Source organism: Paenibacillus sp. SRL342 (assembly GCF_984798905.1).
Genome location: NZ_OZ481790.1, coordinates 3,593,001 through 3,618,481, shown reverse-complemented (window position 1 = coordinate 3,618,481; position 25,481 = coordinate 3,593,001). Strand labels below are relative to the sequence as shown.

Below are 25,481 nucleotides of genomic sequence, written 5' to 3'. Positions count from 1 at the left end.
AAATATGAGTACGCAAAGACCTCCTCTATTAACATAGGGAGGTTTTTCAATTTGTCTGTTGATACCTTTCATGTTCCTTATAAAATACATCGTATAGGTCAGGCAGTATAACAGGTGAAAAAGCAAAAAAGCCGCTTAAATAGCGACTTTTAATGGGATTCGTTCTTCTTCATTATTTATTGAAATTAACCTTCTCTGTACCGCCCTCAAAAATGATGGATGTGTCCCGCGGCTTCGATTCCGCAATTTTACGACCGCCTCTGTAGGAATAAAGTACGCCGGCTTGTTTGCGAACAGCCTCATATTCGTTCTCTGCTTCAAGTACGATGAAGTTAGCAGGTTTACCTTCTTCAATACCGTATACATCCTCAATGTGTAACGTTCTAGCGCTGTTTTTTGTAATGAGGTCAATTGAATTCACGATCTGGTCGTAACCAAGCAACTGCGAAGCATGAATCCCCATGTGCAGTACTTGCAGCATGTTGCCTGTACCGAGCGGATACCAAGGATCGAAGATGTCATCGTGACCAAAGCACACATTCAGACCTGCTTCCTGCAGCTCTTTAACCCGCGTCAGCCCTCTTCTTTTCGGATACGTATCGAAGCGTCCTTGCAGGTGAATGTTGACCAGTGGATTAGAGACAAAGTTCAAATCAGCCATCTTCAGCAAACGGAACAACTTGTACGTATAAGCGTCATTATAGGACCCCATCGCTGTCGTGTGACTTGCCGTTGTGCGTGAACCAAGTCCGCGTTCGTAGGCTTCCTTGGCAACAACTTCAACAAAACGGGATTGCTCGTCATCGATTTCATCACAATGGATATCGATCAGACGGTCGTATTTTTCAGCCAGATCAAACGCAACTTTCATTGAATCAACGCCGTATTCCCGTGTGAATTCGAAATGTGGAATGCCGCCGACCACGTCAACGCCCATTTTCAGTGACTCTTCCAGTAATTCTGCCCCGTTTGGATAAGAGTGAATGCCTTCCTGTGGAAAAGCAACAAGCTGGATGTCCATATATGGAGCCATCTCTTCTTTTACTTCAAGCATTGCTTTAACAGCAATCAAGCTTGGATCGGTAACGTCCACATGGGTCCGTACATGCTGGATGCCCTGTGCCAATTGCCACTTGAGTGCCGTTTTGGAGCGTGTTTTGACATCCTCATGTGTTAAGAAAGCCTTACGCTCTGACCAGCGCTGGATACCTTCAAACAGCGTTCCGCTTAGATTCCATTCTGGCTCGCCTGCGGTTAACGTTGTATCGAGATGAATATGTGGCTCAATGAAAGGTGGCAGAACAAGCGATCCGTTGACATCCAGGATTTCCTCATTTTCAGTCACTTCCAACGATTGTGTGATTCGTTCAAACTTTCCGTCTTTCACAACGATATTCCATAGTCCTTCTTTACCCCGCAATTTTGCGTTCTGTATAATCATTTATTTTCCCCATTTCTTTGGTTTCTTTCGCAGGAACAATCAGCATCAAGACGATATAGGCCACTGCTGTACCAAGCAGTGCGTTCAATGGTGTTACGCCAGGAGCCAGTTGGGCGAATGCCACGCCGATGGCCCAAGCCACCATCGCTACCCAGTTTACATTTTTGAATGACATGTCAGCAAATGGCTTATAGTTTCTACGTTTCACAATGAAGTAATCTGCGATAATAATAGCCCCGATGGACGGTACCGCCGCGCCCAGAACGTTCAGGAAACTGACGAAGTTGTTGTACATCCACATGGCGAATACGGTACCCACGATGCCGTTAACGATGACGAAGAATTTCTTTGAGATTTTGGTGATGTTCGCAAAACCAAGACCCGAAGCGTACAGTGCATTATCATTCGTTGTCCAGATATTCAGGCCCAGAACGATAATTGCCGGGATCATTAACCCTTGCAGGAACATGACCTCTGAGATATCGGCCAGGTTATAGGCCATCGCACCAACTGCACCGAACAGAAACATGAGTGAGTTACCCAGGAAGAATGCAATCACTGTTGCGGTAACTGCCTGTTTCGATGTCCGGGAAAACCGCGCAAAATCGGGTGTCAGTGTTCCGCCGCTTATAAATGATCCGATACAGATCGTTAATGCTGCCGCCGTGGTAAGCGACTGAGTCGGCGTGTATTCAAGCAACCCTTGCAGACCACCCAGCGAACCTGCCCCTTCGAACATGGAGTAACCACCGAGAATGGCAATCGCAGGAACCGCGATATATCCGAGAATGACAAGTGACTTCATACCGAAGATGGCTGATGCTGTCATGGCAAGTCCGAACACGATGATGAGCAGGTACACGTTCCAGTCCATGGCTGTGGCAACCGGGATTGCGAACATGGCTACACCAACACCGAACCATCCAACCTGAGTGAAGCCTAACAGGAACGAGGGCAGATACGACCCTTTTGCACCGAACGCATATTTAGCGAGCAAATGTGTGGACAGGCCCGTTTTGGCAGCGATATGTGCCAGTGCCCCTGTGTAGATACCGAGCACCAGATTGCCTGCAAGTACGATGCCAATGAACTCCATGAACGTCAAGCTAACGCCCAATGTCCCTCCTGCCAGCATGCTTGCTGAGAAAAATGTAAAACCGAGCATGACGGATAACGTCTTCCAAAATTGGTTTCTTTGTGCGTTCGGCACAGCTTGCCATGAAAATTCTTGATCTTGTTTGCTCATCAGAATACCCCCAACATAAAGTGTATCTGATACCAAAAAAAGCAGAAAAAAGAGGCTACTCGTCAAGTTATACACTGACAAGTAGCCTCTTTTTGCATCATAACCCGCGCGAAGACACAGAGCATCCCATGACGGGATAAGCCCTGATTCTCGCGTGATTATGAAATCCGCTGCCCTTGCCAGCCTCTCTGGACTGAATTAAAGGTACCAGTATTCAATTACATACTATTATTTTGGAAAAACCTGCAGTTGTCAATGTCATTATTATCCAAAGGTTATTAATTCCTTATACAGCAAGCTGTTTTTGATCACGCATACTCCGATGACAACACACCTGCGGATTGAAAATAAAGCAACGAACAAATAGATGCACGCATTGACATTTGTACAAATAAATTCACTGCGTTTTTTTCATTGTAAGCCGCTGAAAAGGCACCTATAATTACGTTGTAATTGATAATAGTTATCAATGAGAAAAAGAGAACTCAGGGGGAAACAATGATGAACAGTACAATTAAGAAACACCTATTCATATGGGGAGCATGCTTCCTTCTTCTATCCGTCCTTGCAGCATGCAGCCGTTCGGAAAGCGCTCCTTCACAAGAAGCTGTGAAGACCAACGAACAAACGACAAAAAGCTATACAACCCAAACAGGCGAAGTGATTGAAATACCCACTCAGCCGCAACGGGTGATCTATCTTGGTTCAACACTTGGAGATCTCCTCGCCATGGATATTCCCGTCGTTGGAGCCAATCTGATTCATGCTTCCGAAAGCTATATTGTAGACCGATTAGAAGGTATTGAGGATGTCGGAAATCCTGGTGATTTGGAGGCAATAACAGCCTTGCAGCCTGACTTGATTTTGAATGGTTATAACCAAGATGCTGACCGAAACACCGCTTTTTCGAAGATTGCGCCTACCATTCCGTTCAACTCGGCGTTACCATTTACGGAACGTGTCCGCGAACTTGGCAACATTTTTGGCAAACAGGATGAGGCAGAGCAATGGATCAGCAGATTTGATACAAAAGCGGAAGCGATGTGGGACAAGATGAATGTGGCAGAGGGCGAGACAGCGACCATCTTCTTGCAGTTGGGTAAACAGCTCTATGTGATGGGCAATCGTTCATTGGGTGTAGTCTTGTATCAAGAGCACGGATTTGCAATTCCACCAGCAATCCAGCAAAACATTATCGACAAGGAGCTAACATTCGTCGAACTTTCGGAAGAACTAATGCCGGACTATGCAGGAGATCATCTCTTTGTCCTAACGCTGGATAATGACGAAAGTCGAGCTGAATCTGATCGGTTGTTACAGAGCACACTATGGAAAACATTGCCGGCCGTTCAGCAAGGACACGTTTACACAGCATCAGCCGATTGGAATACCGACAACCTGCTGGCACTGGAGCAATTGCTTGATGAACTACCGAAATGGATGAATCAATAATATCGCATAGATAACGTCAAAAATCCTCCAACCCCTTTGGGTTATGGAGGATTTTTGGATTTTGTAAACTTTTACTGCGTGTAATAAGGTCTGTAACGAAACATTCTCTAACGTGTAAAATGTGGTAAACTAGTAATTGAGAATTATTATCACTAGATCGGAGTGCTCCAGAATGCAAATGGCTTCCCTTTACATCCAACTGCAGCAGCATGATCTGCTTCAGCTCACACCACTGCAGGAAACCAATCATCATAATCCATCAACCAAGAGCAAGGCTGCCAATGAATATACATTGCTTATTGCTCTGGATCATGGAATTCGGCTGTTAACAAACAACATCTCCCAAGATCTGAGCCAAGGCAGTTGTATTCTGCTCCCTACTCAGCAATCATACATTGTCAAAACGATAAAAGAGCAAGCGCATATAGCTCGGTTTACCTTTCTTGCTTTTCAAGTGGATCAGTTGACTCTGCTTCCGGCTTGCCCTCCTCTTATTCTGGGCTTTCCTTACAGGCTGTCTCTTTCTACTATAAAATTGGCGTTGACAGGAGAGGACTGGATCTCTCCGCTGCCTTTGCAATCAAACAAGCAAAATCGGTTGCAGGAGAAGAAATTTACGCCTACGCATCATTCAAAATCAGCAGTTACTCAGGTCCGGCTGCAACTGATACTTAGCCTGATGGCTCAGCTAGAAAGCGCTGCTCCGCCAGTGCAAAATGATCAAGCGGTACAGCGTACACTCAGCTATATGGAGCAGCACTTCAACGAAGATCTTACCGTAGAGCTTTTGGCCGAAATGGCCGGCATGGTACGATGGCAATATAGCAAATTGTTTAAGGTGATGACTGGCAAGAAGCCGACGGACTACCTGACAGAGATTAGGGTCCAGCACGCTAAAAGACTACTGTCCCGTTCTACCGAGACCTTACGTGAAATATCCCGACAAGTCGGTTTTAAGGATGAGTATTATTTCAGTCGACGCTTTCATCAGCTCACAGGACACCCTCCCCGGGAATACGCCAATATACTAAGACGTACCAGGCAAAGAACGATAACCGATTCCCTCGGCAGGCAGATTTCCCTCCCAGATGCGGCTATACGAATCGTGGCCACAGGTACCAATACCCTTGGTGAGTTGCTTGCTATCGGTATCCGTCCAGTCGGCGCGGGTATAACTACAATGAAATCACAAGTCATATATCGAAACAAACTGCATCAGATCCCGGATATTGGGCTGCAAGGCGTACCGGAACAAGTCTCCCTACTGAACCCTGATCTTATACTGTTAGGCAACTATAGTGAGCAGCAGTTACCTCGACTGGATGCCATTGCCCCTACCATCGTTTATCACGAATCAACCAGCACTTTTGAGCGTCTTCGTTATATTGCGGATCTTTTCGGTCGAATCAGAACGGCTGAACAGTGGATCGACCGCTATGAGGAGAGTGTCAGGAGGATACGGCGACAATTGGCGGATGATTATATTGCAGGAGAACGAGCAACTGTTTATCTGGTGCTGGGCAGAAACATATATGTTATGGGACAGACGGGATTTGCTGCTACCGTGTATGAATCACTTGGCTTTCGACCCACTGAATCCGTAAATAAACTGATCATTAATGGCAGACCTTGGATACAAATCGATCACAATAAAATCACACAATACGCTGGAGACCGAAACTTCGTGATGATACCTCAGGAGGAGATGCATTTAAATATTCCTTCTCCACTCCAAAGTTTGGTTGGCATGTTGGCACCCGGTAATGTACATGTAGTAGAAGCTGGCTGGAATTACGATGATCCTCTTACGCGTGAGAGGTTACTGACGGTTCTCCCCTCTATTTTTGCTAAGGAAGGACTGGCACCTGTACTAGCAAATGGAAAAAATAAACCGTGAAGCACGGTTTATTTTTTCAAAACATTTTCACCATCTTACGATATGTGTTCAACAACCTCTGGTAATACTCTTTCGTATTCCTTATATAAAACATACCGATTAACACCTCTAGAAGAGTTAAGTGCTTCATGCGCGTGCTGAATAGCGATATCACGGTTTTCTGCTTTGAGTTCAATACCCGCGAGCAATGTTGATCGCATCCACTGTTTTTTAATGGATTGAAGTCTTTCACGCGCATCTTCACTTTTCCCGTCTTCCAAGAGTAGAATGGTTTCGTAATATGTACGGTAGTCCGATAAGCCGATATGAGGTACAGCTTGTCGGATGGCAAACATATCCTTGCAATATAATCCGTAAGCTGCCTTGAACTGTGCTTGTGTTGTTCTTCGCTTATATTTCTGCATAATCTGCTCCATAACTAGTTCTACCTCATCATCAAGTCTGTTTGCAAGGACATAAATAATGTATGTCCCAGGTGTATTTTGCTGCTTGGATAAAAAGGACTCTAAACGATCTATACGCTTATCAAATACTAAAGGATAAAAAACATGCTTAATAAATGCGATAAGAATGGTAACGACTACACCCCCTAATGTCCAAAATAGTGAATAGTCATTCCAGCTCATAAACAAAACAAAGACAAACACCGCCAAATAAAAAACGAATTCCCCCCAAGATTTCCTCATATGTATCTCCTTCGAATAGAAAAATAACCAGCAAGTCTATATTATATCAAATTTAATTCCCCTTTTTGTATAATATTAGGAAACAAAAACCGCGAAAAATATTCTATCTGTCGCAAAATCAAGCCTGACTAGATATACTGATACAACAAAAAAGCCGCTATATTAGCGACTTTCAGTTGAAATAATTGAATTTATTATTGTGCACTTAATAGTTCTTCAAAAGCTTTTATGTTCGTGTCAAAATGAGGAACGGTTTGCGTTTCTTCAGCAGATTTGACCAGTTGTACAACTAAATCATTATAAGGTGTCGCAATTCCAGTACCTTCTGCCCTGCTGGAAACAACCCCGTTAATATAATCAATCTCTGTTTTGCGGTTCTTCTCCAGATCTTGAAGCATGCTTGCTTTGAGCAATCTGGAGGGCTCCATCACGTAACGTAATGTTTTCACCCGTTCAGGAATATCTTCTTTGCTGTTCAGTTCGAGTGAAGCGATGTCGAATCCATTCATTTTAACCAAGGTAACCCCATTGGAGCGAGCAACTTTAATCGTCTCGTCCGCAATATGAGCTGCACTCACAATGCCGGCTTCATGATCGATAATGTCTCCGTATTCCCCATTCAATGCAGCGGACAAACCACTGAATGCATTGTTAATCAACAATTTGGACCATTTGGTTCCAACCAGGTTATCGGAAATATGTGTTCCACCCACAAGATCCAACACCGATTTCACGCGCTGAATTCGTTCGGTGATTTCACCATTTAATTCGCCAATCTGAAAAGCGTACTGCTTAAATTGAGTGTACTCGGTAGTCAGACTTGATACACCTGGTTCAATGAACGTAGCGCCAAATTCAACGGAGCCTGCAATGACACGTTTTTCACCCACGATGGACGCCACTTTTTCTTCCGGAATCCCGTTCTGCAAGGAACACACCATACTGTCTTCTTTCAAAAATGGAAGTAATTCCTGAAGAATTGAATCGTTATAAAGTTGTTTGGTTAATAGTAAAACGAGGTCATACTGTCCTGATTTTTGATCAGGAGTAATTGCGTTTACTTTGGCCTGAAACTCTGTAGTACCTGTTACTCTAGCACCTGTCTGATTTAAAGCATTTACATGTTCCTGATATGCATCAATTAACTCAACGTCCAGTCCCCCATCCGCAAGGTATGCCCCGACGATGGTTCCCAAAGATCCTGCGCCTACAATTGCAATTCTCATTTTAATTTCCTCCTTATTTTTCTTCCAGATAGTTATATACAGGTTGTGCTGCGTTTAAGGTTAGGTTGGTAAGGATATGAGAAGCGGACACCACTTCCAACACAGGCAGATCTGCAAGAGGTGCAAGCGCATGTTCGAACAGTTGAAGTCGGGCAGGTCCTGTCCAAGCTTCCTTCACTTCGATGTCCGTAATTTGAGTACGGATCAGATCACATATTCTTAAATTCCCGGTATAGTCCGTAGCAATCTTAATCATAAAATTAGGTCGGCATATTTCACGTTTGGCGAACTCCTTATCCATCTCCACATGTTTATAGCCCATCGTTGCCGTGGCTACACGCAGCGTCCCATAATCTAGTGTGCCAACAAGTGTATCTGAATCGGTATACAACTTGGGCGCACCCAGCTTTTTCGGATAGGCGGTGAGCTCTCGACCACTTGCAATCGCGGGGAAATTATCTACATACATCGAATGTACATAATCGCCTTCCTCCCCATTGAATTGTACAGGGATAACTTGTCCAGCTTCTGTATAAGCACCCAGTCCAGAAACATCTGGCATCCACATCACTTCGAATTTAACCAGTGGTTCCGTAATTTCGAGAGGTTCTGGTACGGCTGCCCACAACGCTTTTTCATCAGTTCGGTAAATAATATTCAAGTATTCACGATTCACGAATTTGTACGGTGGCATCGGGTATGCCGGAGCCGTTAGGGGTGTATTCAGATTTTTAGCTATGTTATTCACATCGATTTTCATCAAAGACACCTACCTTATAAATTTAGTTGAATTTTGTTAGTTAAAATTTGATCTGTATCTCATAAAAAAATTCTACATCAATATTTAAATTTAATATAATACATAATAAGTACTATATATATTTATCAGAATAAATAAGGAGTGCAGATAAATGGAATTGCTTCAGCTCAAATACTTTCAGATCGTTGCCTATACTGAGCATATCTCCAAGGCAGCTGCGCAATTGAATATTGCTCAACCTTCCCTAAGCTTGACGATTAAAAGACTTGAGGATGAACTGGGTACCCCTCTATTTCATAGGAGAGGACGAAACATTCAATTGAATCCCTCAGGTGAAATTTTATTGAAACATGTGAACAGGATTTTTATTGAAATTGAAAATGCAGAGATGGAGATTAAAGCGGAGGAACAGCAAATATCCAATACAATCCGGATCTCAATTACGAATACTCGGTTCCTCACAGGTCTCATTAGTGACTATATCAACGGTTCCCCCGAAACCAAGCTTCATCAGGGTATTGGGACCCGCAGTGAAATTATTACAGGTTTGAAGAAAGGTGACATGCATCTGGGGATTACGGGGCATCCGATTCAGGATGAGGAGATTGAGAGTGTTGTCCTGGTTGAGGAGGATATTGTTCTGGTTGTGCCCACGGATCATGCATACGGCGGAGAGACAAGAATTTCATTAAATGTTGTTGCAAATGAGCCCTTTATTGCCCTTGCCGATAATAAGGAGTACAGCCGATTTACCACCATGCTCTGTGAAAAAGCAGGTTTCCTGCCCAATCATGCATTTGAGGTCGATTCTCATACCCTGCTTGAAATTATCAGGCTTAATCAGGGTGTTGCATTACTTCCGATCTCCGTATGTAGAGCACTGGGGTTACGTTATGTAAAAATTGCTGATGATTCCGCTATATATCCAATTAGCCTCTCCTGGGTCAAACAAAAATGGTTATCTCCTGCTGTAAGAGAATTTCGTAATTTTATTACTTCGTACTATGAAGACCATGCTGGATTGTTTAAAGTGGAGTAGGATTTCTTGATACATGACAAACGATAAAAACAAAGACCACGTAGTCCCTTGGAAGGAACCGACGTGGTCTTTGATCGTTATCTACTCTTAGCTATACTGCAGTCTATCCTTGTACCAAACGTCAGGAATCATCTTACGCTCCAATTCCAACAATTCATGGATGATCTTGTCCGCGTCACTGATGGAATTCACGAGCGGGTCGGTGAGCATCGCCCTTCTCAGCTTCTCGTAGCTCTGTTCCAGAACAGCTTCAACCGTAAGCTCATGCGTATCCAGTACAAGTTCTTGCATCCCTCTAATTCCGCGCGGCATTTCGCCTACATGGAGTGGCTTCACTCCATCCATATCTACATCGCACAGGAGTTCCAGGAACGAATCGTTATTCATATTGGTTACGGCGCCTTGATTGAGCGTATTGATAAAGAACTTTTTGCCCAAGTTCCCCACCATATTCTCAATGATGTCGGTCGCATGATCCGGTCCAAAGGTGCTCATATAATCGGCAATCGGGATGTTCCCTGCAAGAAAGTCATCCACCTGACGCCACATTTCGTCATGACGCTCATACCTGTCCTCTGTCTCCCAGATCGATAATGGAGGAATGGTGTCCGCAGTTTTGCCGAGACCCTGCCAATACCGCACGTATTCCTTCGTATGCGCCGTACAAGTGGGAATGATTCCGAAAATATCATATAGTTCATAGGTAATCGCATCGTTAAAAAGAGCTTTTGCGCCGCGATCACCGCCGTTATTCTCATCACCTGCCAGCTTGCGCATGGCTTCTGCAATTGTGGGCATCACATTTTTTCCTTCATACTCGGCTTTGAGCAGCCAAGTGAAATGATTAACACCCGCGATACGAAAATCGAATTTCTGGTTGATCTCTTCGGTGAACTGGCTTGTATTTTCAATGATTCCGGCTCGTACAGCATAATAGGCTTTTTTATGCGGCATATGATGACTATCGCACAGCGCAAATGATTTGAGACTGGGTGCATATCGATGTAATGCGATGCCATGAACGGTAGACGGGTTAATATAATTGATCACCCAAGCATCCGGACACAACTCCTCAATGTCTTTAGCACATTCCATAATAACCGGCAGTTCCCGCATCGCGCGAAAGATTCCACCAGGGCCAATTGTATCGCCGGAACACATACGAATTCCATACTTTAGAGAAACCTGGCAGTCAATGCCCCGATATTTCACCGATTCTTCCGCAAAGCTGAGCACAACGAAGTCGGCTCCCGGTAGTACCTCTCTTCGGTCCACTGAACCCTCAATCTTTAGGGATACGTTGTTCTCCTTGGCGACCATCTCCGCTAGTTTTACCATTTTCGAAAGCCGTTCCTCGTCCGTATCCACCAAAGCCAGCGTTCCCTGATTCAAATATGGGGAGTGTACCATCTGCCAGATGGACTGCCGACCAAAAAACAGGCTGCCCGCCCCAATAACAACTACCTTTGGATGTTGTGTACTTGTAGCATTCATCAATAACCCCTCCTCTTAACGATATAAGTTCATTATAGGTGAGTGAGCTGGAATCGGAATGTGTGATAGTTTTCAAAACATGTCATATCGTACGATAGTTAACAAGAGATAAATCCTTTGTTATGATAGTGAAATATAAAGGATGTCATAAAGTCGAGAGGATTAGGTTGGATTAGATGCACACAGGAACTGTAAATATGAGTATAATCGACGAACTTTCGGAGTATATCACACTTCGCATGAGCTCTTATTTGGAACAAACGCATGACGGCAATTGGACGGAGCACAAGTCTCATTCCGATTATGATCTGTGGTTCATTACAGCAGGCTCCCTCAAGATTACCATCGATGGAATCGAGCATATGGCGAACCCGGGTGACGTCGTGTTTTTTTATCCGGATATGCCCTACACGGCTTCCACGACTGGAGAGTTGTGCCGATTCGTATACATGCACTTTGATTTCAGCATCGCTGAGCAGAAACGAATTCTCAGCGAGTTTCAACTCCCAGGCATCGTACCTGGCAATCTGATTCAAGAGGAATCAACGCTGTTCACCTCGTCCTATCGAAGATTCAAGCAGAGTAGCGGCGCTTCCGCCAGTCCACTTTACTTGAAAGCCTCTCTGCTTCTCGTCATCGCCAAAATTTTGGAATTACACGGGCAAGGCCTGTATCACGGTGAGTTTCTGAAAGACCGAAAACCGAGGAAGATCGAAGGAAGTCTGGAGGTTCTGCAGAATGTCTTTCCATACGTGGATGCAAATCTGCATCGTGCCATCCGAGTTAACGAACTTGCAGATATTGCCGGCGTCTCTGAGAAATATTTTATTTCTTTGTTCAAAAAAATTCTCGGTATTACACCGGGGCAGTATATCAATCAGATCAAAATGAACCGGGCGAGAGACTATCTGTACGAGAAAAAATATACGATCCAGCAAATTGCCGGATTTCTAGGTTATCCCGACCCCTTTACGTTCTCCAAAGCATTCAAAAAATTCTACAACGTGCCCCCTTCCAAATTCGAATAACATGCCGCAGACAAACAAAGAGGCAACCGGTCAATCCGGCTGCCTCCCCACTTGATGAATCCTTGGTTATTCAGGGTTTAGTTTACGTACAGCTCCCTTCAGCGTTCCTCATACTCAAAAGGAGCTTCAGTGGAATACATCTCATGGAAAAATCCTTTATACGGTATAGCCTCTTCCAGACATTTAATGAGATACAACAGTTCTTCGTTAGCTTCTGGTTCTTCGCCAGCACGCTGCATTTCCTCAAATTGACCTAGAATATTCTCCAAGAGAGTGACTTGAATAAATAAAGGCAGCTTCTCCAGCATCGAATCTTCGATCTTGGTTTCGGAAGTATATCCAGCGAGGGCGGTTTGGAAATAGTCATCCATGAACTGTTTGCGTTTATCCGCATCCGGCTCAAACTGAATCCAGCCGACGCCGTGCGTCCATAGATCTGCCAGATCATACATATACCAACCGAAGCATGAATTATCAAAATCATACACGGTGATCTGACCGGTATCAAAATCGATCGAGTAATTCCCGTCATTATAATCAAAATGGATCATGCCGAATGTCTCTTGGTTTGTATCCAAACCTTGTAAGGTATTCAGGAGCTCAACCATCTTCTCCTTAAGCAGAGGGAATGATTCAGGTACCAGATTATCGATATATTCACCGCTGTAATTGTCAATCAAATGATGCCGGCGATGGACGGGAGTGTACCCTTTCGATAGTTGATGCATCCTGCCCAGAACTTTTCCGCTATTATAATAGTATTCGCTAATTGGGACCCCTTCACGGTACTGATAATGGTTTTCTACCAGCAACTTCCCCTTGGCTTTTACAAACATACAGATAAAGAACGTATGCTCATTATAAGTGATCTCTTCTAACAGATGACCCTTTTTCGAGCTAACTACATTCGAGACACTTGCACCGTGCTCAAACAGATACCGGACATACTCCAGTTCGGCAATGTAATCTTCCCGCTTTCTGTCAGGCAAAAAAGACACCCGTAGAATTAGCGATTCACGCCCCTCTTGCTCGCAAGTGTAAACGACATTACGTCCACCCTCATGAGGCGGAATAAGCTGAATATTGTAACCCTCCAGATGAAACAGCTGGGGTACCAGCGTCAGTACATGCGTATTGCTGATGTTAACAGCTTCGTTAAAATTAATAATAATCTCCTCCAGTAAACATTGTTTGGACGGTTTCCCGCACTGCAATGTCCACAAAAGGAATCCCTGTAACGCAAATATCCTTCTGTGAACCTAAAGCAAAATCACCTTGTTAGACATTGAATTCACTCCTCTTGTTTGAATATCACAAGTTTACATAATTATCCCTGATTTTACTAGTGTAAAATAAAGAACCGCCCATACGGGCGGCGTGTAAGAATTTTGTATAATTACAGGATTTCTCCGTTCGTTTCAATAACTTGTTTGTACCAGTAGAAGGAATCCTTGCGGGTTCTTTCCAATGAACCATTGCCGGCATTGTCTTGATCTACATAAATGAAACCATAACGTTTGCCCATTTCAGAAGTCGAGCAGCTAATGATATCGATAGGTCCCCAGCTAGTGAAACCCATCAATTCAACGCCGTCAGCGACAGCTTCTTTCATCTGTTCAATGTGGCTGCGCAAGTAATTGATGCGATAAGGGTCATGCACTGCCCCGTCCTCTTCCGGTGTGTCGATAGCACCCAGCCCGTTCTCAACGATGAAGAGCGGCATCCGGTAACGATCATACAATCGGTTCAGCGCGACGCGAAGACCAATTGGATCGATAGGCCATCCCCATTCGGTAGCTTTCAGATGCGGGTTTTTGATCTGACTGACCAGCATACCAGAGTTGCTGTTGTCATTGGGATCATATTTTCCGATATACGTCATGTAATAACTGAAAGCAATAAAGTCCACGGTATTGTCCCGGATAATGGCATCGTCCTCAGGAGCTTTAACCAGTTCAATGCCGTTTTCCTCAAAATATCTTTGCATATAGGATGGGTATTCGCCTCGTGCCTGCACCTCTGGGTAGAACAGGTTCATCTGATCTTCCTTCAGCGTCTGCAGAACGTCCTCCGGTTTACTAGAAGCAGCATACGTTTCCAGACGGCAGATCATACAGCCGATTTGTGCATTCGGCATTTTCTCTTTTCCGCTTTTGACAGCCAGCGCACTAGCTACAAACTGATGATGCGTTGCCTGATAAGCCACTTGCTCCGGGTTCCCCTTGATTTTATCTTCCAGAATGCCGCCGCCAGTATACAGACTTGTCAGCATCATGTTCATTTCATTGAAGGTGATCCAGTATTTCACTTTGTCTTTGTAACGGTCAAACAGCGTATTGGCAAATTTCAGATACAGATCGATCATCTCGCGGCTTTCCCAGCCGTTGTATTTGCGGGTTAACTCAACGGGCATCTCGTAGTGAGAGATCGTTACGAGCGGCTCAATGCCGTATTTCAAAAGTTCGTCGAGCACGTTATCATAGAAGGCAAGTCCAGCTTCATTGGGAACTGCTTCTTCTCCTGTTGGGAAGATCCGTGTCCACGCGATCGAAAGACGAAACACTTTGAAACCCATCTCTGCAAACAAGGCAATGTCTTCTTTGTAGCGATGATAGAAATCCACGCCGTTCCGTTTCGGGAAATATACGTCTGTGTTACCGCTCAGATATTCTTCCAATTGAACAGAATCCACGTCGAAGGTAAAATCCTTGCCATTGCGCTCCTCATGTGGAACGAATGGAGCCATGTCTGAGGTAGATAGTCCTTTGCCGTCTGCGTCATATGCACCTTCGAGCTGATTGGCAGCGGTAGCTCCGCCCCATAAAAATCCTTCAGGAAATGAGTGTTTAATTGTTTTTGTCATGTTATTTCTCTCCTTTTTTTGTATGTGGTATGCATGAAGCTGTCAACGAACGGTGAGGAGAAGCAATTCATTCATTGGAATCACCCCCTTCACCTGAACAGGTACTACATCGAGGTAATCCGGCGTATTGGTTACAATGACTGGTGTCACAAGATCAATACCCGCACCCTGGATGCCATCCATATCAAATTCCAGAAGCAAATCACCCTTCTTCACTTCTTGTCCAGCAACAACCTTCACGTCAAAATATTTCCCTTTGAGCGACACACTGTTTAGTCCAACATGAATGAGAATGTCGATTCCACTGGATGATGTCAGCATTATCGCATGTTTACTTTTGGCAACCAACGTGACGGTTCCGTCAAAAGGAGCTGTAACACGTCCATCCTGCGGACGAATGGCAATACCTTTCCCGGTCATTTCCTCGGCAAACGTTTGATCGGGAAGCTCTGCGAGCGGCACCAATTCACCAATGAGCGGGCTGAAAACCTCTCCTTTCTTTTCCTCAATGGAATGTACTGTTACAGATGTCACCATTTCTTGAGAGAAGGCAGTGGTTGTCTCCTGTTCCTGTTCGGTTAATTTTTTTGCTGAGTCGGACATGGCAGAATCGCGTGTATTTGGCTCATCCCACTTGAGCAGTAAAGTCACCACGAAGGAAACGCTAAAGCTGATGCCTATTCCGATTAATGCATACCAGAAATTGGACATGCCACCATTCGGCCCAATGTATAACGGAAGTGAAAGCAATCCTGGTACAGCAAAACCGAAGCATTTCAGACCCACTGCAGTAATAAAGCCACCCCCTGCTGCTCCACCGATGAGTGAAGCGTAAAATGGTTTTTTCAGCTTCAAGGTGACACCGTACAGTGCGGGTTCAGTAATGCCAAGCAAGGCGGATATGCCACTGGATAAAGCAATGGATTTCATTCTTTTATCTTTGGTCTTGAGGAAAACAGCCGTGACTGCACCAGCCTGGCTCATATTGGTTATCAGGTTGATCGGCAGCAAAAGCACGTCATATCCGAGTTTGCTCAGATTCTGCAAGGTGCCTGGGAAGAACGCATAATGCATTCCCGTCATAACAATCAGAGGCATGAAGCCGCCAAGAATAATGCCGGTTAACGGACCCGAATGGGCAAAGAGCCAAGAAGTGCCCATTTCCAGATAGATACCCATGTAATTCCCTAGGGGGCCAATCGCAATTAATAGAATCGGCACCGTGATGACTAGTACAATCATCGAGGTAAAGATGACTTTGACCGGACCGGGAATAAAACGATCCACCCAGCGATGTACATAACTCAGAAGCCACACGCCCAGAATAATGGGAATAACGGACTGGGTGTAATTCACAATGGACACGGGTAGCGAGAGAAAACGGATCGGTTCAAGCTGGTTTGCCAGATACGCATCCAGCATCGTAGGATACAATAACGTTCCTGCAAGCGTCAGGGCGATATATTCATTCACTTTGAACTTGCGGGCAGATGATAGAGCCAGAAGAAAAGGCAAGAAATAAAAGGCCGCGTTTGCGATGGAAGACAGAACTTGATACTCACCGCTTTTCTCCTGTATCGCTCCAAGTGTAACGAGCAATGCCAGAATCCCCTTTAACATCCCTGTACCTACGATGGCAGGCAGAATCGGAGTGAAAATGCCGGAGATCGTATCCAAAACAGCATTAATCCCTTTAGAGCGTGGCGCGTCTGTTTCGGGCTTCGATATGCCACTCTGCTTCATCTGATCCTCGATTTGCTCATATACGGCTGCAACCTGGTTGCCAATGACCACCTGAAACTGATCGTTTTGAAACTGTGCGCCGAGCACACCATCGAGTGCTTTGATCTGTTCCAATTGAACTTTGTTTTGCTCTCGAACGTTAAAACGAAGCCGTGTGATGCAATGCCAGGCTTGGGTAATATTCTCTTGCCCTCCTGTTAACTGGATAATTTCTTTGGACAACTCCCGATGATTCATGCTGCTTCCTCCTTTTTTGGCGAAAAAAAAACCAAATGTAATACCGGCCCGCTGCAGATGCGGAGTCGGAAACATTTGGTGGTGCCTGATCGAATCAGTAACACTCCATATTCAATTCATATTGATGATGGTATAACTTCAAACAGGTTGTATGGAGATCAATCCGTATCGGTACGGGATGTCACTCTCTCGATGTGGATCATGAGATATACCATCTCATCGGGAGTAATCACGAATCCGCGTTGCTGCTCCATCGCATCCTTTATTTTGAGTGCGCATTGGAAGCTGACAGGATATCGCTCCGACAATACATCATATAGAAATTGCTGATCTTTAAACGAGAGCACTTCCCGGTTCAACTGACGAACAATGAAGTATCTCAGATGGGTGATGAACCTGGAAAAATCAGCAGATTCCTGATTCAGTGCCATTCCAAAATGTTCTGTCATGATACCTAAAATGTCATTAATCATCTGTGTAATTTTAATCGTTTGGTTCATACTGCCCGAGTCGAATTGTGAGTTCACGAAATGAAGGGCAATAGAGCTTGATTCACCAGATGGCAATGAGACTTGAAAAGCATCATTGATTTTTCGAACTGCCCATTCTCCGGCACGGTATTCGGCAGGATATAGATGGCGAATGTCCCAATGAAGCGGATTTTGCACATCCACGCCTTTTTTGAAACGATCCAGCGCAAAATGAATATGGTCCGCAAGTGTTAACAGGATCGAGTCATTCAGCTTTTTTCCGATTATCGTCTTGCCTTCTTCAATAATCTGATCCGTAATATCGATGACTTGCAGTGGGATATCACTGAGAAATTGTTCAACTCGCTGATATTTATCATTCGAGCCAATTCGGAACATTTTCTGGATCTGGCTCTGCTCAATCGGCTGTCCTTTTACTTTTTTGAAGCCAACACCCGTTCCGATGACAATGACTTCGCAGCCTTCGGCGTCTTCCGCCAGTGCGATGTTGTTATTTAACGATTTTTTAAACCTCATGATGCAATCACCCCCAGTATGCAAAAAGCACCACCAATGTCCAATTCACAAGTAATAAACAAACTTGTGGAATCCAGACTTTGGTGGTGCCTGATCGAATCAGTGACACTCCTTATATAGCTGTATCTTATATCAGCTATGTAATCGTTGTCAATACCATTACTCTGGAATTGTTCTGCAGGTGGTTCATCGTGGAACTTTCCCTCTATAAACTGACATCAAAACGAAAATCCTATTCGTCTGGAGTTTTATTTTCCTGAGCATCATAATAGTATCGAATCAGAATATCCTGATCATAGTTGCCAAAACCTTTGCCAAACAGGGTAAGCCCGCCTCGGCCATCTACTCCCTCTTCTGGCTTCAATCCAAAGGTCCAATAGGTGGATGCACCCAGATTCAGGTCTTGAACGCGCACGTCCGAGATGCGCTGACCATCCATAAACGTGCCTTCCCCGTTAATACGCAGCATTTTCAATACACCATACTGATTGACATCCAGCTTCCACCATTGTGGCGTATGTTTACCTTTCCGATCCCCGAAATCGCCAGGGCTTGTCCAAGTACCGAGATCACTGCCGTTAAGGGTAAAGCGAATATCAGACGGCCAGTTTTCGTTCACCTTTGGCGCTTCCGAGCTTAGTTCAAGGGAAATTTCAATCTCTCGAAGATGCTGATCATTATACAGATAATTGGGAATCTTATACTCAAGAAAACCTCGTGCCATCCAAAGGATTCCCGCGTTCACCCGATCCGGGTCCATAAAGCAGGCCGGTGTGTCGTACTGTCCAATCATCTGCGTAGTTGTCGCAATCCCGCAGGTCGGCCACGCTTCATAATCTGTATACTGACCTACCGGTATGGATATTTCATGGTAAGGAGCATCAACAGGCTCTGGTGACAGGTTAATAGTCATGAACTCTCGTACGATAAAACAGTACTTATAGGTTCCGCCGTTCTCCCGTTTCATTCGGCTACCGACAATTCCGGCTTTTTGCAGCTTGCTGACATGTGTACTTACAATAGCTTTGCTCAGAAAAAGCTCTTGGGCAAGCGCATTGATATGCATTTCTCTGTTTTGTAGCAGCAGGCGCACAATGTTTAATCGGGCTTCACTTGCCAGTGCCTCGTAAATTAGCAATGAAGCTGCATCTGTCCCAAGCATCATGATGTTCACTTCCTTTTTGAGTAAAATCGATCTATTTCAATCACAGGATTCGTTATTTAGCGAACTCATCAAAATGAACTTGCTCAATATATAAGCACTATGATACATATTAGATAACAAATCAAGGAATTGATTTTGCTTTTAAGCGAATTCAATATCACTGTTACTTCTTTCAAGAATATGAATTCATCCAATGGAGGTACATACCATGCTTACATCCAAAATGCTTATCGATAAAGACTTTCAGATTGCTGAAGTAGATCCGCGTGTCTATGGTTCATTTATAGAACATCTGGGACGGGCCGTATACGGCGGTATTTATGATCCAGGTCACCCTACGGCAGATGCTCAAGGTTTCCGTCAGGATGCCATTGAAGCGATTAAAGCTTTGAATGTGCCAATTGTTCGTTATCCGGGCGGCAATTTCGTATCCGGTTACAATTGGGAGGACGGCGTTGGTCCGGTAGCGGAACGTAAACGCAGACTTGAACTCGCTTGGTGGACGATTGAAACGAATGCAGTTGGAACAAACGAATTTGCAGATTGGGCCAAACTCGTTGGAACCGAAGTGATGATGGCTGTAAATCTGGGTACTCGCGGCATTGATGCGGCCAGAAACCTGATCGAATACTGCAACCACCCATCTGGCACATACTGGAGTGATCTGCGTATCTCTCACGGTTACAAGGACCCGCATAAATTCAAAACCTGGTGTCTAGGCAACGAAATGGACGGCCCTTGGCAGATTGGTGCAATGACTGCATATGAATATGGGCGTATTGCCAATGAGACCGCTAAAGCGATGAAATGGGTAGACCCGGATATCGAGCTTGTGGCTTGCGGCAGTTCCAGCCGTGACATGAGTACATTTGCAGATTGGGAAGCAACCGTGCTTGATCTCACCTATGAAAATGTGGACTACTTGTCCCTGCATCAGTACTACAACAACAACAAAGACAACACGTATGACTTCCTGGCGACATCGCTGGATCTGGATCAATTTATTGATAGTGTGGCTTCAATCTGTGATTTTGTACAAGCCAAGAAACGCAGCAAAAAGAAATTAATGCTGTCTCTGGATGAATGGAATGTATGGAAATCCATCGGCACAAGCCGTATGGAAGAACGTTGGCAGATTGCGCCTCCAGAGTTTGAAGATGTGTATACACATGAAGATGCACTGGCTGTGGGGTGTTATCTGATTACCATACTCAAGCACGCCGACCGTGTAAAAATGGCTTGCCTTGCCCAGTTGATTAACACCATTGCACCAATCATGACGGAAAATAACGGAGCAATCTGGTTCCAGACGACGTATTTCCCATTCATGCACGCATCCAACTTCGGTCGTGGTACGGTGTTGCGATCCATCACAACTTCACCTAAATATGATTCCAAAGACTTTACAGATGTGCCTTATCTCGAAGCAATCAGTGTGCATGATGAAGAAAACGGCACGATCACGATCTTTGCGGTGAACAGACATCTGGATGAGAAGTTGGAACTGAATGTGGATCTGCGCTCCTTCGGAGAAACGACATTTGTGGAACATATCGTATTGGAGAACAACGACTTGAAAGCCACCAATACCAAAGAAAACCCACGTAACGTTGTTCCTCACAACGGCGGATATACAACGGTTGACCAGGGTAAAGTGCAAGCAGTCTTGAACAAAGCATCATGGAACGTCATTCGTCTGAAAACCAAACAGGCTTAAAGGCTTAATAACAGCGGAATAGAATCGGTTTCCACTCTGCAACAACAGCAATGCTTTTCGCACCGCGTGCAGCTCCCAGCGCGCGGTGCTTTTTGCTGTATGACAGTGGTCGGTCGAACTACATGGTATCAAATTTAGATGTTAGACGAGTATTTGAAACCTCAGTTTTCATTCCTCGCAACGAAGGAATTTAACGAACACAGGAGAAGTTATGATGCAGAATCAGCCCCTTTTCACCTACATTTTGCAGCAAATAGGGTGTGTCTTGTTCGTTAGAATTTTAACGGCTTGATATTGACCCGAATAAGGTTTCTGAAGTTCGTTAGCGCTGAGCAAGCATACTATATTGAGCTAGTTCGAACCTCATATACAGCATAAGCAAATAAGCCACCCTCCGTTTGGCTTACGGAGAGCAGCTTGCAGTTAAGCATCTAGCGGAGAAGATAAGGAACAGACCAGATCAGAAAGAAATCAGATCACCCAACATACTAGCAATGCTTCTTTCCCAAATGCAACGCAGGTTGTGTTCTATTTCACGATTTTCATTTCAAGTATTATCCTTGTTGTGCTTCCTCTTCACCTTCGGCTTCAGCCTGAGCTGCTTGGCTTGCTGGAGTCATCAGCCCTTGAACTGCCCCCATAAATGGCTGAATCTGCTTAATCATGCCATACCCCATTTTGACCACAGGTGTAAACCGCTGGATCATGCCAAACAACCGCATACCACCGCCTAACATACCTCCAATTGAGCCTGCACCACCAGCTCCGCCGAAGCCACCTAACAACGAGCCTAGCATAGGCATGAAAGAGGATACCTGAGCTGGCCGAGACGTTGAACGAGACATCGACCGGGATCGCACCTGCGACTTACAAGTACTGTTCACCCGTTTACGGTTCCGAGAGGAGGCTGTTTTTCTCTTCACCCCTGCTTTAGGTTTGGTTTTGCGAGCACTGCCTTCAGATGAGGTTGCTGTGATTGCAGCCTGAGTAAGCTTTCCGCCCCCGGTAAGCACTACGCCTTCGTTGTTAACGCCAGAGATGTACCCGACATACGTTTCGCCATTATGAAGAGTCACGCAGACTGGGCGATCCTTGAGCCGTTTCACCCGGACGTGTATTTCATTGGTTTTAGCCATGGAATTCACCTCACTTGACTTGATCTACTTCAGTCTACGCAATGGGTGGACGACTTGCCTGTGCGATAGTACATCCGTGTGCCGAAATTGAAAAATGACCAGCGCTTTATTGGATAAAGTAAAATCGTTTGAGGGGTCTAACTCTTCCGGTAAGCAACCTTGTGAAAAGCATTGATATAACGAAACAGTGCCTCACCATCATCAGGCACATGCGTACTTCTATCCAATGGCAGCATCATTGCCTGATATGGTTCTGGCACCATTCTATATTGATGGACATAGGAGGTCAGGATGAACCCGTTGCTTTGCCAGAACTGAATGCGTTCCTGATGAGCCCCCGTTGTCCCGGACTCCGCCTCGATAAGGATCCCTCTGATCTCATGTTCCCTTAGCGCCCAAGCTCTGAGCTGCTCCAGCATCCAGGTCCCTATGCCCAACCCGCGCAGCTTCTGATCAACTGCGAGGTAGTCAATGATCAGAATGCGGTCCACAGCCTTCCCCTCCAGTCCAGTAACAGCCATCGCAACCACTTTTCCCTGATGCACGCCCGTGTGTAAATAACCAACCCCTCGGTCCAGCATACTGCGCAGAATCACTTTTGTCTTCGCACCGCTTTGAAAGGCCTCATGATAGATCCGCTCCATCCGTGCCCACATTGCTTCATCCCACTCCTCTATAGTAGTAAACTCTAATTCCAGCATCTCGTTCACCTCCAGAGCTTTATTATACCTTCTAATACGAATCGATATAAAATCGGTGCTCAACCTGTTCTCTTTATAACGCCAATTTGGTCAGGAATTGTTCAATCTCGTCCATATACTCAGCGGTGGTAATACTTCTTGGAGCAAACAGGAATCTCAGCCCCATTCTCCATTCCGAGCCTGCAATGGATGTAGGAAGCATCGAATGCTCTGTGTTTTGGAAAATCTTCTCGTGAAGCAAATACGACGGCTTGACTTCCTGACGATATGCACGCTCGGTATCCTTGATATCAACATTGACGTCATCTTCTCCAAGCAATAGCAGGACTGGTGTTTTGAAATTGTGCAAATCCTCCGTTGCATCCACTGTGAAGTTTTTACTCACAAAGTTCCAACGATCCTTGATCATTTGCTCCTCACCTTGACGTGCAAGCCTAATGTATTCCTCATAAGAACCATGACGTTTCAACACATCATTGATCTTGTTATTGTAATCCACCTGTGCTTGTATCTCAGTGGCCGAAAATCCATCCTTGGCCATTTGACTCCTTGTGTTGTATTCTCCCTGTCTCAGCCAATTGATCGCTGGAGAAACGAGAATACTAAATGCGAGATTTTCCTTGCCTGCAAGCTTGGGAATGACCCACCCTGCCTGACTCGCTCCCCATACACCAATTTTGGAACCATCAATCATCGGCTGCTCTTTCGCCCAAGCGATAGCTTGCTCGGCTTCAACTACGCGATCATCGATGCTTTGATTCAGCCAGTTGCCTTCGGAACCATCTACGCCGCGTTTGTCCAGCGACAACGAAGCGTATCCTATGGAAGCAAGGCGCTCCCACAATGGCTTATATCCATCACTATGTGTCGAATCAATCGGACCATTACCATGGATGAAAAGCACGAGTCCCAGCTTGCCTGATTCGTTCTCAGGCAGAGACAGTGTACCTGTCAGTTTGCCTTGTGGGGTTTGAATTTCAATGTGTTGTTCGACCATACTGTAGTCCTGTTGCACGATAATGTACGTTCCTGTACCAACAATTAATAAAATGAAGACGAGTAGTGAAATCCAGATTCCTTTACGTTGAAGCATGATATTCTCCATTGTGAGTCATATAATTCCATTGTTGTTCACCGAGAAGCATACCAGTCATCCAGCTTTTTGTACTGTTTTGTGTGTGAAACTGCAGACGTTCGTACATCTGAATGGCTTTCAGGTTGTGACTTGCCACATGCAGACTGAGATACGACATCTGCGGGGATTGCAGCATGTATTGCTGCGCCCAGGCGAGTAATTGTCTGCCGATTCCCTTGCGCTGATGTTGTGGATACACAACGATATCCTCGATGTAACATTCCTGCGTCACAGGTTCGTGTTTCAGCAAATGAATTCCCGTTAACAGCAGAAGGCGTCTCCAAGCGCCGATGTGATTGCAAGCGTCCCATACCTGGGAACCCTTCACCTTTCCAGAGATCTGTTCATGAGAGCCTGGTTTCCACTTCAACGACATCGTGCCCACAATGACATCGTCTTCTCGTGCGACCATGCGCAGATTACCAGTATCTTGGGGAACATGATGCAGCATCTGCTCAAAGGCTGTAGCCAGATCTGACAAGGACATTGCAGTGGATCTCTGGAATTTATGTCCAAATCCATAAGCCATCAGTTCGCTGGCTATTTTGTAACGATCAGGCTGGAGGTGTTCAATCTGAACGAGATGTGTCATAAGGAAACCTCCTGTTCTGTTATAATCTGTGACAGTAATTCATAATGAAGCTTGTCGGGTGTGAACAACGATAAATACGATTTTTCCACCATGAGAAGCGGCCCCTGACAGACATACCCCACCTCTTCGGCGTTAGCATAAAAATGCTGAATATGAGCAGTCAGTTGTTCTTCATTTTCCACAAATAGATGACAGGACAGGTACGTACCCGCTGGCAGCATCAGATGATGCATTCCTTCCTGAGTGGGAGTGTACATGCCTACGATGCCGGACGAATCGTAGACATAATGGAGATCTGCTTCAAACAGATTGGTGATCTTGCCTTTGTGCTGTACAAGTGTCTGCGCATTCAGAGTGGCAGTAGCTTCCATCTCAAACCATAGCGATAGCGGTGTGGCTTCGCGCTGAATGATGTTATATGCTGCCTCCATCAGATCGGCAAGATGTGCTTTTTCCTCCAATAACTTCTCCATAAAATGCTTGGTCTCCTGAAGTTTCTTAATCTCGGCTTCGGTATCGGTCAGTGCCTGATGAAAGAGTCGTGTGATCTCTTCGGGAGTCAGACGTGTAAGACATTCTTTGATCACTTGAACGGACAGCCCCATCTTACGCAGCAATAAAATATGGGCAAGCCTGTACACTTCATCTATGCCATACATCCGGTACTGATTATCACCTGTGTAAGCCGGATGCAACACTCCCTTTTCCTCAAAATAACGAATTTGATGTACCGATACGTGCATCAGCTTGGCCAATTCGCTAATTGTAATTTCAGCATTCACTGTCATCTCCACCTTCGCTGTTCTTCCTGTACATAGCATAAACCTTAGGTCCGACCCAAGGTCAAGCCTCGTTTTCAATTCAAATCAGTTTTTTTCGCAGATGTACAAAAAAAGCAAGTCATATCGCTGACCTG

21 protein-coding genes are annotated in these 25,481 nt (G+C 45.0%); 5 read left to right on the top strand and 16 right to left on the bottom strand.

Annotation, left to right across the window (positions count from 1 at the left end; translation table 11 throughout):
• Positions 1-172: 172 nt before the first annotated feature.
• Together AC4E8D_RS15885 and codB are read right to left on the bottom strand one after the other, a co-directional pair.
• Positions 173-1,441, bottom strand: coding sequence for a cytosine deaminase (locus AC4E8D_RS15885; protein WP_490204914.1), 1,269 nt, complete (start codon positions 1,439-1,441; stop codon positions 173-175).
• Positions 1,410-2,687, bottom strand: coding sequence for a cytosine permease (gene codB / locus AC4E8D_RS15880; RefSeq protein ID WP_490204913.1), 1,278 nt, complete (start codon positions 2,685-2,687; stop codon positions 1,410-1,412). Before codB ends, AC4E8D_RS15885 begins: the two co-directional genes overlap by 32 nt.
• Before the next feature lie 609 nt (positions 2,688-3,296).
• Here codB and AC4E8D_RS15875 point away from each other — a divergent pair.
• Together AC4E8D_RS15875 and AC4E8D_RS15870 are read left to right on the top strand one after the other, a co-directional pair.
• Positions 3,297-4,139 (top strand): ABC transporter substrate-binding protein, encoded by an 843-nt coding sequence (locus AC4E8D_RS15875; protein ID WP_490204912.1) that lies wholly within the window; start codon positions 3,297-3,299, stop codon positions 4,137-4,139.
• Between the two features lie 172 nt (positions 4,140-4,311).
• Positions 4,312-6,036, top strand: a complete 1,725-nt coding sequence (locus AC4E8D_RS15870) for a helix-turn-helix domain-containing protein (RefSeq protein ID WP_490204911.1) — start codon at positions 4,312-4,314, stop codon at positions 6,034-6,036.
• A gap of 35 nt (positions 6,037-6,071) precedes the next feature.
• Here AC4E8D_RS15870 and AC4E8D_RS15865 read toward each other — a convergent pair whose 3' ends face one another.
• The 3 genes from AC4E8D_RS15865 to AC4E8D_RS15855 form a co-directional block, all read right to left on the bottom strand.
• Positions 6,072-6,722, bottom strand: coding sequence for a hypothetical protein (locus tag AC4E8D_RS15865; protein WP_490204910.1), 651 nt, complete (start codon positions 6,720-6,722; stop codon positions 6,072-6,074).
• Between the two features lie 194 nt (positions 6,723-6,916).
• Entirely contained in the window at positions 6,917-7,948 is a 1,032-nt protein-coding gene (locus AC4E8D_RS15860) for a ketopantoate reductase family protein (RefSeq protein ID WP_490206455.1), read from the bottom strand.
• Between the two features lie 13 nt (positions 7,949-7,961).
• Complete coding sequence (locus AC4E8D_RS15855; protein WP_221821159.1) at positions 7,962-8,708, bottom strand: acetoacetate decarboxylase; 747 nt, start codon at positions 8,706-8,708, stop codon at positions 7,962-7,964.
• 151 nt (positions 8,709-8,859) lie between these two features.
• Here AC4E8D_RS15855 and AC4E8D_RS15850 point away from each other — a divergent pair, with 151 nt between their 5' ends.
• Complete coding sequence (locus AC4E8D_RS15850; protein ID WP_221821158.1) at positions 8,860-9,747, top strand: LysR family transcriptional regulator; 888 nt, start codon at positions 8,860-8,862, stop codon at positions 9,745-9,747.
• Between the two features lie 87 nt (positions 9,748-9,834).
• Here the strand turns inward: AC4E8D_RS15850 and AC4E8D_RS15845 are convergent, their stop codons facing one another.
• Entirely contained in the window at positions 9,835-11,241 is a 1,407-nt protein-coding gene (locus tag AC4E8D_RS15845; protein WP_221821157.1) for a family 4 glycosyl hydrolase, read from the bottom strand.
• Between the two features lie 176 nt (positions 11,242-11,417).
• Between AC4E8D_RS15845 and AC4E8D_RS15840 the strand changes: the two genes are divergently transcribed.
• Complete coding sequence (locus AC4E8D_RS15840) at positions 11,418-12,269, top strand: AraC family transcriptional regulator (protein WP_221821156.1); 852 nt, start codon at positions 11,418-11,420, stop codon at positions 12,267-12,269.
• 98 nt (positions 12,270-12,367) lie between these two features.
• On the opposite strand, the gene AC4E8D_RS15835 is transcribed toward AC4E8D_RS15840, so the two are convergent.
• The 5 genes from AC4E8D_RS15835 to AC4E8D_RS15815 all read right to left on the bottom strand — a co-directional run bounded on the left by AC4E8D_RS15835 (position 12,368) and on the right by AC4E8D_RS15815 (position 19,284).
• Positions 12,368-13,492, bottom strand: a complete 1,125-nt coding sequence (locus AC4E8D_RS15835) for a phosphotransferase enzyme family protein (protein ID WP_490206454.1) — start codon at positions 13,490-13,492, stop codon at positions 12,368-12,370.
• 173 nt (positions 13,493-13,665) lie between these two features.
• On the bottom strand, positions 13,666-15,132 hold the full coding sequence (locus AC4E8D_RS15830) for a glycoside hydrolase family 1 protein (RefSeq protein WP_307412689.1): 1,467 nt from the start codon (positions 15,130-15,132) through the stop codon (positions 13,666-13,668).
• 42 nt (positions 15,133-15,174) lie between these two features.
• A complete protein-coding gene (locus AC4E8D_RS15825; protein WP_339308520.1) occupies positions 15,175-17,112 on the bottom strand; it encodes a beta-glucoside-specific PTS transporter subunit IIABC in 1,938 nt (645 codons plus the stop codon).
• A 158-nt stretch (positions 17,113-17,270) separates the two neighbouring features.
• Positions 17,271-18,119, bottom strand: coding sequence for a BglG family transcription antiterminator LicT (gene licT, locus AC4E8D_RS15820; protein ID WP_237175330.1), 849 nt, complete (start codon positions 18,117-18,119; stop codon positions 17,271-17,273).
• Positions 18,120-18,351: 232 nt separating this feature from the next.
• Positions 18,352-19,284 (bottom strand): ArsR/SmtB family transcription factor, encoded by a 933-nt coding sequence (locus tag AC4E8D_RS15815; RefSeq protein WP_076210729.1) that lies wholly within the window; start codon positions 19,282-19,284, stop codon positions 18,352-18,354.
• A 208-nt stretch (positions 19,285-19,492) separates the two neighbouring features.
• On the opposite strand from AC4E8D_RS15815, the gene arfA reads away from it, so the two are divergent.
• Entirely contained in the window at positions 19,493-21,001 is a 1,509-nt protein-coding gene (gene arfA, locus AC4E8D_RS15810) for an arabinosylfuranosidase ArfA (RefSeq protein ID WP_047843004.1), read from the top strand.
• Positions 21,002-21,555: 554 nt separating this feature from the next.
• Here arfA and AC4E8D_RS15805 read toward each other — a convergent pair.
• The 5 genes from AC4E8D_RS15805 to AC4E8D_RS15785 all read right to left on the bottom strand — a co-directional run bounded on the left by AC4E8D_RS15805 (position 21,556) and on the right by AC4E8D_RS15785 (position 25,353).
• Positions 21,556-22,137 carry a hypothetical protein gene (locus AC4E8D_RS15805; protein WP_339308516.1) on the bottom strand — a complete coding sequence of 194 codons (582 nt, stop codon included), beginning with the start codon at positions 22,135-22,137 and terminating at the stop codon, positions 21,556-21,558.
• A gap of 137 nt (positions 22,138-22,274) precedes the next feature.
• Positions 22,275-22,838 (bottom strand): GNAT family N-acetyltransferase, encoded by a 564-nt coding sequence (locus AC4E8D_RS15800; protein WP_336757859.1) that lies wholly within the window; start codon positions 22,836-22,838, stop codon positions 22,275-22,277.
• 73 nt (positions 22,839-22,911) lie between these two features.
• Entirely contained in the window at positions 22,912-23,931 is a 1,020-nt protein-coding gene (locus tag AC4E8D_RS15795) for an alpha/beta hydrolase family protein (protein ID WP_339308513.1), read from the bottom strand.
• A complete protein-coding gene (locus tag AC4E8D_RS15790; RefSeq protein WP_339308512.1) occupies positions 23,918-24,565 on the bottom strand; it encodes a GNAT family N-acetyltransferase in 648 nt (215 codons plus the stop codon). Before AC4E8D_RS15790 ends, AC4E8D_RS15795 begins: the two co-directional genes overlap by 14 nt.
• Positions 24,562-25,353, bottom strand: a complete 792-nt coding sequence (locus AC4E8D_RS15785; RefSeq protein ID WP_339308697.1) for a helix-turn-helix domain-containing protein — start codon at positions 25,351-25,353, stop codon at positions 24,562-24,564. Before AC4E8D_RS15785 ends, AC4E8D_RS15790 begins: the two co-directional genes overlap by 4 nt.
• Positions 25,354-25,481 lie beyond the last annotated feature (128 nt).